This window comes from Pseudomonas sp. UME65 (assembly GCF_014170225.1).
In the GTDB taxonomy this organism is placed as follows: domain Bacteria; phylum Pseudomonadota; class Gammaproteobacteria; order Pseudomonadales; family Pseudomonadaceae; genus Aquipseudomonas; species Aquipseudomonas protegens.
Genome location: NZ_LZZQ01000004.1, coordinates 49080 through 62786, shown reverse-complemented (window position 1 = coordinate 62786; position 13707 = coordinate 49080). Strand labels below are relative to the sequence as shown.

The 13707-nt window shown below is 63.6% G+C and carries 12 protein-coding genes and 6 tRNA genes; 6 read left to right on the top strand and 12 right to left on the bottom strand.

The window, feature by feature from the left end:
- Nucleotides 1-15: 15 nt before the first annotated feature.
- Nucleotides 16-2247, bottom strand: a complete 2232-nt coding sequence (locus A9971_RS01325) for a DNA internalization-related competence protein ComEC/Rec2 (RefSeq protein WP_183000741.1) — start codon at nt 2245-2247, stop codon at nt 16-18.
- Between the two features lie 139 nt (nt 2248-2386).
- Between A9971_RS01325 and A9971_RS01320 the strand changes: the two genes are divergently transcribed.
- On the top strand, nt 2387-2902 hold the full coding sequence (locus A9971_RS01320) for a DUF2062 domain-containing protein (protein WP_015634695.1): 516 nt from the start codon (nt 2387-2389) through the stop codon (nt 2900-2902).
- A 53-nt stretch (nt 2903-2955) separates the two neighbouring features.
- Here the strand turns inward: A9971_RS01320 and A9971_RS01315 are convergent, their stop codons facing one another.
- The 4 genes from A9971_RS01315 to A9971_RS01300 all read right to left on the bottom strand — a co-directional run bounded on the left by A9971_RS01315 (nt 2956) and on the right by A9971_RS01300 (nt 6122).
- The gene (locus A9971_RS01315) at nt 2956-3735 is read right to left on the bottom strand and encodes an ABC transporter permease (RefSeq protein ID WP_011060097.1); all 780 of its coding nucleotides are present in this window, start codon (nt 3733-3735) and stop codon (nt 2956-2958) included.
- Entirely contained in the window at nt 3732-4664 is a 933-nt protein-coding gene (locus tag A9971_RS01310; protein WP_011060096.1) for an ABC transporter ATP-binding protein, read from the bottom strand. Before A9971_RS01310 ends, A9971_RS01315 begins: the two co-directional genes overlap by 4 nt.
- Nucleotides 4665-4796: 132 nt before the next feature.
- Nucleotides 4797-5420: a glutathione S-transferase family protein gene (locus A9971_RS01305; protein WP_011060095.1), complete on the bottom strand. Its 624-nt coding sequence runs from the start codon at nt 5418-5420 to the stop codon at nt 4797-4799.
- A gap of 42 nt (nt 5421-5462) precedes the next feature.
- A complete protein-coding gene (locus A9971_RS01300) occupies nt 5463-6122 on the bottom strand; it encodes a transglutaminase family protein (protein ID WP_011060094.1) in 660 nt (219 codons plus the stop codon).
- Between the two features lie 214 nt (nt 6123-6336).
- Here A9971_RS01300 and A9971_RS01295 point away from each other — a divergent pair, with 214 nt between their 5' ends.
- Both A9971_RS01295 and A9971_RS01290 read left to right on the top strand, forming a co-directional pair.
- Nucleotides 6337-8784: an acyl-CoA dehydrogenase gene (locus A9971_RS01295; protein ID WP_183000740.1), complete on the top strand. Its 2448-nt coding sequence runs from the start codon at nt 6337-6339 to the stop codon at nt 8782-8784.
- A gap of 86 nt (nt 8785-8870) precedes the next feature.
- Entirely contained in the window at nt 8871-9278 is a 408-nt protein-coding gene (locus A9971_RS01290; protein ID WP_011060092.1) for a PA2817 family protein, read from the top strand.
- 106 nt (nt 9279-9384) lie between these two features.
- Here the strand turns inward: A9971_RS01290 and A9971_RS01285 are convergent, their stop codons facing one another.
- The gene (locus A9971_RS01285) at nt 9385-10338 is read right to left on the bottom strand and encodes a LysR family transcriptional regulator (protein WP_011060091.1); all 954 of its coding nucleotides are present in this window, start codon (nt 10336-10338) and stop codon (nt 9385-9387) included.
- Nucleotides 10339-10427: 89 nt separating this feature from the next.
- On the opposite strand from A9971_RS01285, the gene A9971_RS01280 reads away from it, so the two are divergent.
- Nucleotides 10428-11054, top strand: a complete 627-nt coding sequence (locus tag A9971_RS01280) for a hypothetical protein (protein ID WP_015634691.1) — start codon at nt 10428-10430, stop codon at nt 11052-11054.
- Between the two features lie 41 nt (nt 11055-11095).
- A complete protein-coding gene (locus A9971_RS01275; protein WP_015634690.1) occupies nt 11096-11728 on the top strand; it encodes a LysE family translocator in 633 nt (210 codons plus the stop codon).
- Between the two features lie 121 nt (nt 11729-11849).
- Here A9971_RS01275 and A9971_RS01270 read toward each other — a convergent pair.
- The 6 genes from A9971_RS01270 to A9971_RS01245 form a co-directional block, all read right to left on the bottom strand.
- Nucleotides 11850-11925, bottom strand: a tRNA-Gly gene (locus tag A9971_RS01270).
- Nucleotides 11926-11928: 3 nt separating this feature from the next.
- Nucleotides 11929-12004: transfer RNA gene (locus A9971_RS01265), tRNA-Glu, on the bottom strand.
- 104 nt (nt 12005-12108) lie between these two features.
- Nucleotides 12109-12184: transfer RNA gene (locus tag A9971_RS01260), tRNA-Gly, on the bottom strand.
- A gap of 3 nt (nt 12185-12187) precedes the next feature.
- A tRNA-Glu gene (locus A9971_RS01255) sits at nt 12188-12263 on the bottom strand.
- Between the two features lie 105 nt (nt 12264-12368).
- Nucleotides 12369-12444, bottom strand: a tRNA-Gly gene (locus A9971_RS01250).
- A 2-nt stretch (nt 12445-12446) separates the two neighbouring features.
- Nucleotides 12447-12522: transfer RNA gene (locus A9971_RS01245), tRNA-Glu, on the bottom strand.
- 379 nt (nt 12523-12901) lie between these two features.
- Between A9971_RS01245 and A9971_RS01240 the strand changes: the two genes are divergently transcribed.
- On the top strand, nt 12902-13660 hold the full coding sequence (locus A9971_RS01240) for a hypothetical protein (protein WP_015634689.1): 759 nt from the start codon (nt 12902-12904) through the stop codon (nt 13658-13660).
- Nucleotides 13661-13707 lie beyond the last annotated feature (47 nt).

The window sequence follows — 13707 nt, the reverse complement described above, 5'->3', positions numbered from 1 at the left end:
ATAACCCACGGTTATTTAAGGCATTGCGGGCGGCTCACGCCAGAATCGCCGTTGCTCGCGAAGGCCATGCGCCGCCCCGAAAGCCCCCAGTTGCAGCCTCAGAGCGCCCTGTTCGGCGCTGTCATAAATTGCCATGTCCAGGCGCCGATAGCGTGCCAGCACTTGAGGATGGGGGTGGCCGAAGGCATTGCCCCGCCCACGGGAAATCAGCACCGCGTCGGGGGCCAGCCGTTGCAGCAAGGCCATGGATGAAGAGGTGCGGCTGCCGTGATGAGGTGCCTGCAGCCAGTGGGTCCGCACCGCCAGCGGGCTGTCGAGCAAGGCTCGTTCGGCACGGGCGTCGATGTCCCCGGTGAGCAGCAGGCGCTCGCCGGCAGCCTCGACCTGGAGCACGCACGAAGCCTGATTGCCGTCGGTCGCCGCTGCCCATTGCCACTGGCGAAAGCGCACGCCATTCCACACCCAGCTCAGCCCACTGTCGCAAGGCCTTGCCTGCAGGCCCGCGGGCAAGGCGTCGGGCTGGCCACCGCGGACCTCGCCCACGGGCATTGCGCGCTGCACCGCCTGGGCGCCACCGGCATGGTCGTTGTCGGCATGGCTGAGCAGCATCAGGTCCAGCCGCCGGATGCCGAGCCTTTGCAGGGTCGGCACTACCACTCGCTCTCCCAGGTCGAACTCGGCGACCCGCGCGCCAGCGTCATACAGCAGGGCGTGATCACGGGTACGCAGGATGAATGACAGGCCCTGCCCCACATCCAGCTGCCAGACCTCCACCTCGCCTTCGGGCACGCGCGCCAGGGGTGGCCAGACCGCCAGCAGCAACAGCGGCCAACCCAGAACCCGCATGGGCAAGCCCCTGGGCAACAGCAGCAACAGGCAGCCCAGAGCATTCATGCCCCATAGCCACAGAGGGATCTGCGGCGGCACCCAGGCCGGCCACCCACCGGCAATCAATCCGAGCAAGCGGAACAACCCGTCCAGCAATCCACCGGCCAGCCACAACAGGCCCTCACCCACATAAGGCACCGGCAGCAGCAGGCTGCCGAGCAAAGCCGGCGGCAACACCAGAAAGCTGATCCAGGGCACCGCCAGCAAATTGGCCAGCGGCCCGCTGAGGCTGATAGGCAGCCCCAGAGCCAGCAACGGCGGCAGCAGGCCAATGGCGATCAACCATTGGGCCCGGGTCCAGCCCTGCCACCAGCTCCACGCCCCCAGGCGCCCGGCAAAGATCAAGATCAGGATTGCCACTGCGGCAAAGGACAGCCAGAACCCCGCCTGCAAGCTGGCCAGCGGCTCGGCCAGCAACACCGCATTCAACGCCAGCAGCAGGGGCCAGCCGGCCCGCAGATGGCGAAAGCGCATGCGCCAGAGCAGTACCAGGGCGACCATCACACAGGCGCGCTGCACTGGCACATCGAACCCCGCCAGCAGGCCGTAGCCCAGGGCGCCGAGCCAGGCCAGGGCACAGGCCCAGGGCAACCACGGCAAGCGCTCGGGCCAGAGACCATGGCGGGCCAGCCCGGCCACCGCGAAATAGATCACCCCAGCCAGCAGGCTGATGTGCTGCCCGGAAATCACCATCAGGTGGACGGTGCCGGTGTCCTGCAACAGCTGCCAGTCTTGCCGCGTCAGGCCGGAACCGTCGCCCATCACCAGCGCCGCCAGCCCCGCACCGCGCCCCTGTGCCTCGACCTCTAGCAAGCGCTGGCGCAAGCCTTGCCGCCAGGCCTGCGGGGCCGGTGCCAGCAACTGCCCGGCCTTGACCGTGCCGGTGGCGCCGATACGGCGCGCCAGCAGCCAGGCCTGGTAATCGAAGCCCTGGGGATTCAACAAACCCATCGGCTGGCGAAGCTTGACCGCCAGCCGCCAGCGCTCGCCACTCTTGAGCGCCGGGCCCTCATGCCAGGCCAGCCGCATGCGCCGGGGCAGCCGCTCACGGCGGGCCTGGGCATCTCCCAGCTCGAAACGCACCACGCCGCCCGCCTGCTCCGGCAGGCCGCTCACCCGCCCCTCCAGCCAGCGGGTCTGTGCCTCCAGGCGCGGCGCCAGGCGATCATCCAGGGCCGACTGCGCGGAGACACAGGCCCAGGTGAAACCGAACAGGAAAAATGCCACCGGATGTGTACGAAACGGCAACAGCATCAAGGCCAGTATCGCCATACACAGCAGCAGCCAGCCTGGGGGCAAGGCCGGCATGAAACCCAGCGCCAGCAGCCCTGCAGCCAGCGCCAGCATTGCGCTACGCATCCGCCCGCCCCTCCTTGGGAGTTCATACTCTTGGCTTAGTCGAGGATGAGCAGCGCGGCTTTATCATTTGTCACAATGTCTGAATTTTCGCCGACTAGAATCCGGTCATAATCGTCGCCTGACCCGACCGAGAAGCCTTATGCCCCGGCGCTTATTCAAACGTTACATGCCAGATCCGACCAGCATCCGGGAACACAAGTCCTTACGCTTTCTCGGCACCCTGCTGCATGACGCCAACCTCTGGCACCTCAATCGACACTCGGTGGCCCGGGCCATGGCCGTGGGCCTGTTCGCCGCCTTTATTCCCATTCCGATGCAGATGTTGCTGGCTGCGGTACTGGCCATCTGGCTGCGCGGCAATATGCCCATCAGTGTCAGCCTGGTCTGGTTGACCAACCCCATCACCATGCCGCCGGTGTTCTTCTGCACCTACCAACTGGGGGCCTGGCTGATGAACGTGCCGCCGCGCACCCTGCCCGACGAGCTGACCTGGGAGTGGATCAGCAGCCAGCTGGCAACCCTGTGGCAACCCTTCCTCCTCGGCTCGGTGGTGGCCGGGCTGGTGCTGGGGGCCACTGCCTATTGCCTGACCATGCTCTATTGGCGCTGGTGGGTCGCGCGCCAATGGTCCAGGCGCAAGCAGCAACGGCAGTGACCAACGAAAACGGCCTCCCGAGGGAGGCCGTTTGCATGACGCACTAAAGGCATTTACTGACGCATGCCGCGCCCGCTCACCAGCAGCCGTGCGCAACCGATATACAGCACCAGGGTGGCCACCAGCATGAAGGTAATGGCGATGCTGATCTTGATGTCCGACACCCCGAGGATGCCGAAACGGAAGGCGTTGACCATGTGCAGCACCGGGTTGGCCAGGGACACCGTCTGCCAGAACGGCGGCAGCAGGTTGATCGAGTAGAACACCCCGCCCAGGTAGGTCAGGGGCGTCAGCACGAAGGTCGGGATGATCGAGATATCGTCGAAGTTGCGTGCAAAGACTGCGTTGATGAAGCCCAGCAGCGAGAAGATGGTCGCGGTCAGCACTACCACCAGCACCGTGATGCCCAGGTGGTGCACCTGCAGCGTGGTGAAGAACAGCGACAGCAGCGTCACGATGACCCCCACCATCAGCCCCCGCAGCACCCCGCCCAAGGTGTAGCCGATGAGAATGGTATGGGGCGACAACGGCGAGACCATCAACTCCTCGATGGAGCGCTGGAACTTGCTGCCGAAGAAGCTCGATACCACGTTGCCGTAGGAGTTGGTGATCACCGACATCATGATCAGCCCCGGGACGATGTACTCCATGTAGGTGAAACCACCCATGTCGCCGATCTGCCGGCCGATCAGGTTACCGAAGATGACGAAGTACAGGACCATGGTGATGGCCGGGGGCAGCAGGGTCTGCGGCCAGATCCGGGTGAAGCGCCGGACTTCGCGATAGACAATGGTGTTGAGCGCCACCAGGTTGGGTTTGAACTCCGAACTCATACCGCCACCTTCGACAGATTCTTCTCCACCAGGGACACGAACAACTCCTCAAGACGGTTGGTTTTGTTACGCAGGCTCAGCACCTCGATGTTCTGCAGGGCCAGTTGGCCGAACAGCGCGGTGATGCCCACGGCCTTGTCCACCTGGACCTCCAGGGTATGGCTGTCCACCAGCCGGGTCGGATAGCCGGCCAGTTGCGGCGCCACGCTCAGGTCGTTCTTCAGGTCGAGGAGGAAAGTCTCCACATGCAGCTGGCTGAGCAACTGGCGCATGCTGGTGTTCTCGACGATGGTGCCGTGGTCGATGATGCCGATGTTGCGGCACAGCTGCTCAGCCTCTTCCAGGTAGTGGGTGGTGAGGATGATGGTGATGCCTTTCTGGTTGAGCTCGGTGAGAAAGCTCCACATGGAACGGCGCAGCTCGATATCGACCCCGGCGGTAGGTTCGTCAAGGATCAACAGGCGCGGTTCATGCACCAGCGCGCGGGCGATCATCAGGCGCCGCTTCATGCCACCGGACAGGGAACGCGAAGGCACATCGCGCTTGTCCCACAGGCCGAGCTGGGTCAGGTACTGCTCGGCGCGCTGCTTGGCGATCTTCGCCGGAATGCCGTAGTAGCCGGCCTGGGTCACGACGATGTCGAAGGTTTTCTCGAACTGGTTGAAGTTGAATTCCTGCGGCACCACGCCGATGCAACGCTTGAGCGCCGCCGGCTCACGATCCAGGTCGTGGCCGAAGACGCTCACCGTACCGCTGGTCTTGTTCACCAGGGTCGAGAGAATGCCGATTGTGGTGGATTTGCCGGCCCCGTTAGGGCCGAGCAGGGCGAAAAAGTCACCTTCGGCAACATCCAGATCGATACCACTCAGGGCCTGGAAACCGTTGCCGTAGGTTTTGGTTAGCTGCCGGATGGACAGAGCGGAACTCATATCGGATTCATGCACCAAGAAGGGGGAATTTTATAAGTAAGGGCGGCCCGAGCCGATTGCAACGACGCCGGACGCCCGCCATGTTGCGTGCCTGCGTCGTGCAAGTACAGTCACCCGTATCGATAGTGGGTATTAAGTCAACGCGGTCATCACGGCCTGGCGATAGGCCGGGCGCTGTTTCAAGCGCTCATACCAGGCTTGCAGATGGGGCATGGAAGGACGCTCGATGGGCATCTCGAACCAAGCGTAGATGAAACTGCCGAGGGGAATGTCGCCCACGCCGATCTCCTGCCCGGACAGGTAAGGCTGCTCGCCCAGGGCCTGATCGACTCGCGCCAGCAGCTCGGCACACGTGGCCTTGGCGGCGTTGATCTGCGCCCAGTCCTGCTGCTCGGCCGGGGTGCGCAATACGCCCCAGAACAGATGCCGGAAGGGTTCAGCGAAGGTCGAGGTGGTCCAGTCCATCCACTTCTCGGCGCTGGCCCGCAGTTGCACGTCGGCCGGGTACCAGTGGCTATCGGCGGCGTAGCGCGCAGCCAGGTAGCGCACGATGGTATTGGACTCCCAGAGCACGAAGTCGCCGTCTTCAATCAGTGGAATCCGGCCATTGGGGTTCAGCGCCCGGTACGCCGGGGTGTCCACCACCCCAAAGGCGCCGCCGGCGTCCAGGGACTCATAGGCGAGCCCCAGTTCCTGCGCGCACCAGAGTGCCTTCCTGACATTCGACGAGTTCTTGCGACCCCAGATCTTCAGCATGACCATCCCTCAGTAATGAATGCCGGGGCAGTCTACGCCTGATCAGCCGCGACTCAAATCGCCGCGCAGGTCTGCCAGCACTTGCGGCTGCTGCGCGTCGAACAGGTGCGGGTAGCATTTTTCCAGGTGGCCGAAAAACAGCTCCTGCGGCACGTCGGCAAACTGCCCGTGGTCCACCAGGTACTCCATCGACTGTTCGCCCTGGCGATTGAAAGGCTGGAAAACGCTGTCCTCCAGGCCGTCGAAATCCAGCGGCGCCACATCGAACATTTCACACAATTGCCGGTTGAACGCCGGCGTGGCCTTGACCCAACGACCCTGCAGATAGAACTCGGTGTAGCCGTGCATGGCGAACACATCGCTGCGCAGCAGCTCCAGCAGCCTGGGTGTGGACAGGTGATTGCGCACATCGGCCAGGCCGATGCGCGCCGGTATCCCGCAATGCCGGGCACAACCGGCGAGCAAGGTGGCCTTGGGCACGCAATAGCTCTCGCCGGTGGCCAGGGCATGGCTGCCGCGCAAGGTCTGGGGATCACGGCTGAAACTGTAGAAATTGTAGCGTACGGCCTCGCGCACCGCGTAATAGAGGCTGACGGCTTGCTGTCGGGGATCGCGGCTGGCACCGCGATGAGTTTCGGCGAACTCCACCACCGCCGGGTGGTCACTATCGATGAAGCGGCTGGGACGCAGGTACTCGTGCATGGGCATGACCTCCGAGAGGAAGCCTGAGTCTATCGAGGCGTCCGCCCCAGTGATAACGACGTATCGGCCAAAGATCATGGCCCCCACGATCAACCGGGCCTGGCCCGCAAGATACAGACTTGCATTGCACCCGCACTGCCCTGCTCACCCGCGCTGTCGAAGGCCGACTACGCTCTGAGGGTGATTTCACCCCTGGTTTCACGGAGGATTGAATATGCTGTTGTTGTGGATACTGGTTCTGGTGCTCGCAGTGGCCTACCTGGCCCATCGCCGTACCGCCCCCCTGCCCGCCCTCGGCGTGGTCGCCATCTACCTCTTGGCCATGGGCGCCTTTAGCCGTGCCCCCGGCTGGCTGCTGCTGATTTTCTGGGTGCTGCTGGCAGCGGTCGCCGTCCCTCTGCTGCTGCCCGATCTGCGGCGCAAGTATTTCAGTGCGCCGCTGTTCAGCTGGTTCCAGAAGGTTCTGCCGCCGATGTCCCAGACCGAGCGCGATGCCATCGATGCCGGCACCGTCTGGTGGGACGGCGAGCTGTTCAGTGGCCGCCCCGACTGGAATACCTTGCTGGCCTACCCCAAGGCCCAGTTGACCGAAGAAGAGCAGGCGTTCATCGACGGCCCGACCGAGGAGCTGTGCGCCATGGTCAGCGACTGGCAGATCGGCCAGCACATGGACCTGCCGGCCGAAGCCTGGGCCCACATCAAGGAGCACGGTTTCTTTGCCCTGATCATTCCCAAGGAGTTCGGCGGCAAGGGCTTCTCGGCCTACGCCCACTCCCAGGTGGCCATGAAGCTGGCCACCCGCAGCGGCGACCTGGCCTCCACCGTGATGGTGCCCAACTCCCTGGGCCCGGCCGAACTGCTGCTGCACTACGGCACCGACGAACAGCGCAATCACTACCTGCCGCGGCTGGCCCGGGGCGACGACATTCCCTGCTTCGCCCTCACCGGCCCCCTGGCCGGCTCCGATGCAGGGGCCATGCCCGACACCGGGATCATCTGCAAAGGCCAATGGCAGGGTGAAGAAACCCTGGGCCTGCGCCTGAACTGGGAAAAGCGCTACATCACCCTGGGCCCGGTGGCCACCCTGCTCGGCCTGGCCTTCAAGGCCCATGACCCGGACCACCTGCTGGGCGACCAGGAAGACCTGGGCATCAGCCTGGCACTGATCCCCACCGACACCCCCGGGGTGGATATCGGCCGCCGCCACCTGCCCCTGGGCGCGGCCTTCATGAACGGCCCGAACTCCGGCAAGGACGTGTTCATTCCCCTGGACTTCCTCATCGGCGGCCAGGAAATGCTCGGCAAGGGCTGGATGATGCTGATGAATTGCCTGTCCGTGGGCCGTTCGATCTCCCTGCCCGCGGTGGGCACCGGCGCCGCCAAATTCACCAGCCTGGTGACCGGCCAGTACGCCCAGGTGCGGGAGCAGTTCAACGTGCCCCTCGCCGCCTTCGAGGGCATCCAGGAGGCTCTGGCCCGCCTCGGCGGCAATGCCTGGCTGATGGACAGTGCACGCATGCTCACTGCCAACGCCGTGGACCTGGGGGAAAAACCCTCGGTGCTGTCGGCGATCCTCAAGTACCACCTCACCGAGCGCGGCCGCGAGTGCATCAGCCACGCCATGGACGTGCACGGCGGCAAGGGCATCATCATGGGCCCCAACAACTACCTGGGCCGCAGCTGGCAAGGAGCGCCGATCTTCATCACCGTGGAAGGCGCCAACATCCTTTCGCGCAACCTGATGATCTTCGGCCAGGGGGCAATCCGCTGCCATCCATTCGTGCTCAAGGAAATGGCCCTGGCCGGTCGCGAAGACCACGACCAGGCGCTGCAGGAGTTCGACGCCCTGCTGCTCAAGCACATAGGTTTCGCCGTGAGCAACGCCGCCAGCACCCTGGTGCTGAACCTCGGCCTGGGCCACTTCGAACACGTTCCGGGAGACAAGGTCAGCCAGGGCTACTTCCGTGCCCTGAACCGCCAGGCCGCGGCCTTCGCCCTGCTGGCGGACTTCTCGATGATGCTGCTGGGGGGCGAACTCAAACGCCGCGAGCGCCTTTCCGCCCGCCTGGGGGATGTGCTCAGCCACCTGTACCTGGCGTCGGCAGCGCTCAAGCGCTACCACGACCTGGACTCCCCGGAATACCTGCGCCCCCTGCTGGCCTGGGCCATGGAAGAGAGCCTCGGGCATTCCGAACGGGCCCTGGACGAGCTGCTCAGCAACTTCCCCAACCGGGTGTTCGGTTGCCTGCTGCGGGTGCTGGTGTTCCCCTTCGGCCGTCGCCATACCGGGCCATCGGACCAGCTGGATGCCGAAGTGGCGGCGATCATCGGTCGCGCCCAGGGCGATCCGGCCCTGGAAGCGGTGCTTGCCGGCTGCTACCGCCCGCAATCCAAGGACGACCCGGTGGGCGCCCTGCAACATGCCAGCAACCTGCTGAGCGCCGTGCACCCGTTGCACAAGAAGCTCCACGAAGCGCTGAAAAGCGGCCAGGTCAAACCGGCTGCCGGCGAATCGGCCATCGACGCGGCGCTGGAAGCCGGCGTGCTGCAGGCCGCCGAGGCCCAGAGCCTGCACGAGGCCGAGGCGGCGCGGCGCAAGGTCATCGATGTGGATGATTTTGCCAAGGAGGAGCTGACCCTAAGCGAAGGCAAGACCCGCTAGACGGCCGCCTTCGGGGCAGGTCGATTATGAAACCGGGCGCGGGAGCTATATACTCCCGCGCCCGTTTTGCTCTTGAGGACCCTGTCATGTCCAACATCGTCGCCGATCATCTCGTCCTGCTGGACCACCTGCGCAGCATCCTGGTCGCCGTAGGTGAAGCCGAACAGGTGCCCGAGGAAAGCCATGCGCTGTTCCTGGAGCGCTTCGACGAACTGCGCGCCTCGCTGCCGATCGACCCGATCGAAAGCCAATACCTGGGCCAGGACCTGCTGTGCCAGATCATGCAGCGCTACCCGCAGATCGCCCACCTGGTGCCTCGTGACCTGCTGTGGTTCTTCGCCGGTGACTGCCTGCACTACATGCCCGATGAAGAAATCGACCTGTACCAGGCCCTGGAAGAGCGCCGTTTCGAAGCCGAGCAGAACGACGAGCCCTTCGACTGGAACCAGGAAAAGCAGCTGCTGGCGCTTTCTGCCCAGGACAGCAAGCACTGATCACTGCGCCCGGCGCAACCAAGGCCCGCACGGTTCGCCCGGCGGGCCTTTTTCATGGGCGCCTTTTAGCGCCGGCTTGTCAGAGAATTCGCTGGCAAGCCAGCTCCTACAGCGGGCGTTCCGCTTTGCCCGGGCGGTTGAGGGTCGGCTCCTTGGCCAGGCACTCCACCAGGTAGTCGATGAAAACCCGCAACTTGGGCGGCAGGTAACGGGTCGGTGAATGCAGCAGCCAGGCACCGCCGTGGTATGAGGCCAGGAAGGTCCACTCCGGCAGCACCTGGACGATCAGCCCCTGCTCCAGGGCATGGCGCGCGGTGAAGTACGGCAGGCTGCCGATCCCCAGGTGTTGCAGCACCGCATCCAGGCGCACCCCGGTGTGGTTGGCCGCATAGCGCCCGCGCACCCCCACCGTGACCGCCTTGCTGCCCTGGGTGAATTTCCAGCGCGCATCGCTGGGGGTCTCGCCCAGGTAGATGCAACTGTGCTGGCGCAGGTCCTGGGGATGGGCCGGCGTGCCGTGCTCGGCCAGGTACTGCGGGGTGGCGCAGAGCAGGTGATCGATGCGCAACAGCTGGCGGCCGATCAACCCGGGCGGCGGGCGATCGGTGATGCGGATCGCCAGGTCGACGTTGTCGTCGATCAGGTCGACATCGCGGTCCTCATGCAGCAGTTCCACATCGACCTGGGGATAGCGCCGCAGAAACTCCGGCATGTGCGGGTGCACCACGAAACGCCCCACCGCCTTGGGCACGCTGACCCGCACCACGCCTTCGGCTTCGTGGGTGAACTGGCCGCTGACCTCCATCACCGAACGGGCCGCACTGACCATTTCACTGCAACGCTTGAACACCTCTTCGCCACCGTCGCTCAAGCGCAACTTGCGTGTGGTGCGCTGCAACAACCGGGTGGCCAGGGCCTTTTCCAGGCGCGAGATGCTGCGGCTGACCGCCGAAGGCGAGGAGCCCAGCTGGCGTGCCGCCTCGGAGAAGCTGCCGGTCTCCACGACCCTGACGAAAATGGCCATTTCTGCCAGCAAAGGCAGGGGTAGATTTATGCTCATGACGCAATAGTCCATTGAGTTTCGAACGGATTATCACGCAATTGCCCAGGGCGCATAATAAAAAAACACTGAATTCCAGGGTTAGAGAAATGACGCGGCGCCTGTATTACGACAATGACCAGTTACTGACCTCCGTCGAGGTCCTGAGCTGCATCCCCCACGAACAGCAATTCGCGGTCACCCTCAACGCCACGCCCTTCCACCCCCAGGGTGGCGGCCAGCCCAGCGATACCGGCTGGATCGGCCAGGCCGCCGTTCTGCGGGTGGCCCAGGAAGGCGAGCAGATCGTGCATTACCTGGACCAGCCGCTGGAGCCGGGCATTTTCGAGGCCCGGGTCGATGAGGCCGCGCGCCTGTTCAACAGCCGCATGCACTCCGCCGGGCACCTGATCGGCCACTTCGTGCAAAGCCAGGGCTGGATACCGATCAAGGCCCATCACTGGCCAGGTGAAGGCCGGGTGTCGTTCAAACCGGCAGAGCAGCCCCGGGAGATCGACGGCGCCAGCGTGCAGGACGCGATTGCGCAGTGGATAGAGGCCGACCTGGAACGGCATAGCACAATGGCGGACGGTTCGCGCCAGATCAGCTTTGGCCAACTGCCGGCCTATGGTTGCGGCGGCACCCACGTCAGCCACCTGCAGCAGCTGGGCGCGGTGCTCATCACCGCGGTCTCACTCAAGAAAGGCACCCTTTCGGTCAGCTACAGCCTCGACTGAAAACGGCCTGCCACTCAATCACCCTGCTTTGCGGAGTCCGCATGCTCTCCAACTATCTTGGCGAGTTCCTCGCCCTGGCCCTGGTTCACTTTCTCGCGGTGGTCGCTCCCGGGCCGGATTTTGCCGTGACCATCCGCCAGAGCGTGCGCTTTGGCCGCATGACCGGGGTCTGTACCGCCCTGGGCATCGGCGCCGGCATCTCGGTGCACGTGCTCTACACCCTGCTGGGGGTGGGCGCCCTGATGCACGCTACGCCCTGGTTGCTGAGCGCGGCCAAGCTACTGGGCGGCGCCTACATCCTGTACTTGGGTATCAGCCTGCTGCGCAGCAAGGCCAAGACCAGCCTTCCCGGCGAGGCGCCCACCGATGAGCCCCAACAGACCTTGCTGCGAGCCTTTACCACGGGGTTTCTGACCAATGCCACCAACCCCAAGGCGACCCTGTTTTTCCTGGCGATCTTCACCACCCTGGTCAGCGCCACCACCCCACTGAGCATCCAGGCCCTATATGGCGCCTGGATGTGCCTGGTAAATGCGCTGTGGTTCGTGATCGTCGCGCTGTTCTTCTCCAGCTCTCGGGTGCGCTTGCTGTTCATGCGCCTGGGGCACTGGTTCGAGCGCTGCATGGGGCTGATCCTGCTGCTGTTCGCCGGGCGGTTGCTGCTGTCGCTGTAGGCAAGGCAAACGACAAAGGCCCGCGCAGGTGTACTGGCGGGCCTTTTTTCTGGGCACTGGCTGCAGCGTTGAATCGCAGGCAAACAAAAACGCCGCTCAATGAGCGGCGTTCTTGTGAATTTGGAGCGGGAAACGAGACTCGAACTCGCGACCCCGACCTTGGCAAGGTCGTGCTCTACCAACTGAGCTATTCCCGCAAATGGCGTCCCCTAGGGGACTCGAACCCCTGTTACCGCCGTGAAAGGGCGGTGTCCTAGGCCACTAGACGAAGGGGACACGCTAACCGCAACACATGGTGTGTGTTTCGGCGCCCAGAGCCGCGTCCGAAGACTCGGGTTCTGGTTTCACTCAGCCCCGCCCGAAGGCAGTGCTGCTTAAATTGGAGCGGGAAACGAGACTCGAACTCGCGACCCCGACCTTGGCAAGGTCGTGCTCTACCAACTGAGCTATTCCCGCAAATGGCGTCCCCTAGGGGACTCGAACCCCTGTTACCGCCGTGAAAGGGCGGTGTCCTAGGCCACTAGACGAAGGGGACACGCTACCCGGAACACATGGTGTGTGTTTCGGTGTCCAGAGCCGCATCCGAAGACTTGGGTTCTGGTTTCACTCAGCCTCGCCCGAAAGCCAGACTGTTTAAAATTGGAGCGGGAAACGAGACTCGAACTCGCGACCCCGACCTTGGCAAGGTCGTGCTCTACCAACTGAGCTATTCCCGCAATGGCGTCCCCTAGGGGACTCGAACCCCTGTTACCGCCGTGAAAGGGCGGTGTCCTAGGCCACTAGACGAAGGGGACACGCTACAGCATTCACTTCCTTCAACGTTTTGCTATTTGCTTTCCGTTGAAAGTGGCGCGCATTCTATGGATGCTTTGGGAGGCCGTCAACCCCCAGATATAATTTTATTTAAATCAATGACTTCGGAGCTGTTTTAGGCCCGCTTCAGGGTTTTCTGCCGTCCGCGCTTTGACGCCTATATTCTGGCACTCGACAAGGCGTTATAGTCCTCCACAGCCGGTGATGGCAATTTGAACCCTTGGATCCCCCGAGGCAAATGCCACCTATATAAGCAGCACAATCCATGCCCGGCTCGTCGAGCGGCGCTATGCGTCTAAATGCCAAGCCACTACACTCGCACGCGAATCCCATAACGAGGTTTTAACGGTGACACCACTCATGATCACCCTGCTGGTAATAGCCGGGATCGCACTATTGATCGCCATTGGCTACATGAACCATGTGGTGGAAAACAACAAACTGGAAAAAGCCCGCACCAAGGTCGAACTCAATGATCGCCTGCGTCGTTGCGGCGAGATCACCGAAACCTTCCCCGGCCAGTTCATGTCACCGGCCCTCAAGCTGCTGCTGACGCGCCTGGAGCTGAACGTCGTTCAGCGCATGCTCAACCTCGATAAAACCGACAGCGCCCTCAAGGCTCGCCTGGCTGAGCTCAATACCCTGGTGGGCCAGGGCGAGTCGATCCCGGTGAACAACCCACCGGCACCGATCCAGACCGAAGCCAAGGCCAAGGACGTGCGCTTCCTGCTGGAGGCCATGCACGGCCAGGTCACTCGCGCCGCCCACGACGGTTTCCTGCAGCCCAACGAAGCCAAGCGCTGGATCAAGGAGATCCGCCACATCCTGGTGCTGCTGCATATCGAGTTCTTCAACAACCTGGGCCAGTACGCCCTGCAGCAGAACCAGCCGGGCCAGGCCCGGCTGGCCTTCGAGCGTGGCGTGCAGTACCTGCGCAAGCAGCCGGACCCGGCGGTCTACAAGGAGCAACTGGAATACCTGGACAAACTCCTGGCCCGGGCCAATGCCATGGTGCTGTCGACCCTGGAACCTGCCCCGGACGAAGACAACCAGCTGACCCAGGGCCTCAAGACCGTGGAAGCCGACGCCGACTGGAAAAAGAAAGCCATCTACGACTGACAGAAAAAACCCTTGCCCGGAACACCCGGGCAAGGGTTTTAGAACGC

What these genes read in the sequence shown, in the direction of transcription:
- A9971_RS01300 (WP_011060094.1), bottom strand. Translation starts at nt 6,122, where the DNA reads ATGCACGAGTACCTGCGTCCCAGCCGCTTCATCGATAGTGACCACCCG.
- A9971_RS01295 (WP_183000740.1), top strand. Translation starts at nt 6,337, where the DNA reads ATGCTGTTGTTGTGGATACTGGTTCTGGTGCTCGCAGTGGCCTACCTG.
- A9971_RS01320 (WP_015634695.1), top strand. Translation starts at nt 2,387, where the DNA reads ATGCCCCGGCGCTTATTCAAACGTTACATGCCAGATCCGACCAGCATC.
- A9971_RS01285 (WP_011060091.1), bottom strand. Translation starts at nt 10,338, where the DNA reads ATGAGCATAAATCTACCCCTGCCTTTGCTGGCAGAAATGGCCATTTTC.
- A9971_RS01240 (WP_015634689.1), top strand. Translation starts at nt 12,902, where the DNA reads ATGATCACCCTGCTGGTAATAGCCGGGATCGCACTATTGATCGCCATT.
- A9971_RS01275 (WP_015634690.1), top strand. Translation starts at nt 11,096, where the DNA reads ATGCTCTCCAACTATCTTGGCGAGTTCCTCGCCCTGGCCCTGGTTCAC.
- A9971_RS01310 (WP_011060096.1), bottom strand. Translation starts at nt 4,664, where the DNA reads ATGAGTTCCGCTCTGTCCATCCGGCAGCTAACCAAAACCTACGGCAAC.
- A9971_RS01325 (WP_183000741.1), bottom strand. Translation starts at nt 2,247, where the DNA reads ATGCGTAGCGCAATGCTGGCGCTGGCTGCAGGGCTGCTGGCGCTGGGT.
- A9971_RS01315 (WP_011060097.1), bottom strand. Translation starts at nt 3,735, where the DNA reads ATGAGTTCGGAGTTCAAACCCAACCTGGTGGCGCTCAACACCATTGTC.
- A9971_RS01290 (WP_011060092.1), top strand. Translation starts at nt 8,871, where the DNA reads ATGTCCAACATCGTCGCCGATCATCTCGTCCTGCTGGACCACCTGCGC.
- A9971_RS01280 (WP_015634691.1), top strand. Translation starts at nt 10,428, where the DNA reads ATGACGCGGCGCCTGTATTACGACAATGACCAGTTACTGACCTCCGTC.
- A9971_RS01305 (WP_011060095.1), bottom strand. Translation starts at nt 5,420, where the DNA reads ATGCTGAAGATCTGGGGTCGCAAGAACTCGTCGAATGTCAGGAAGGCA.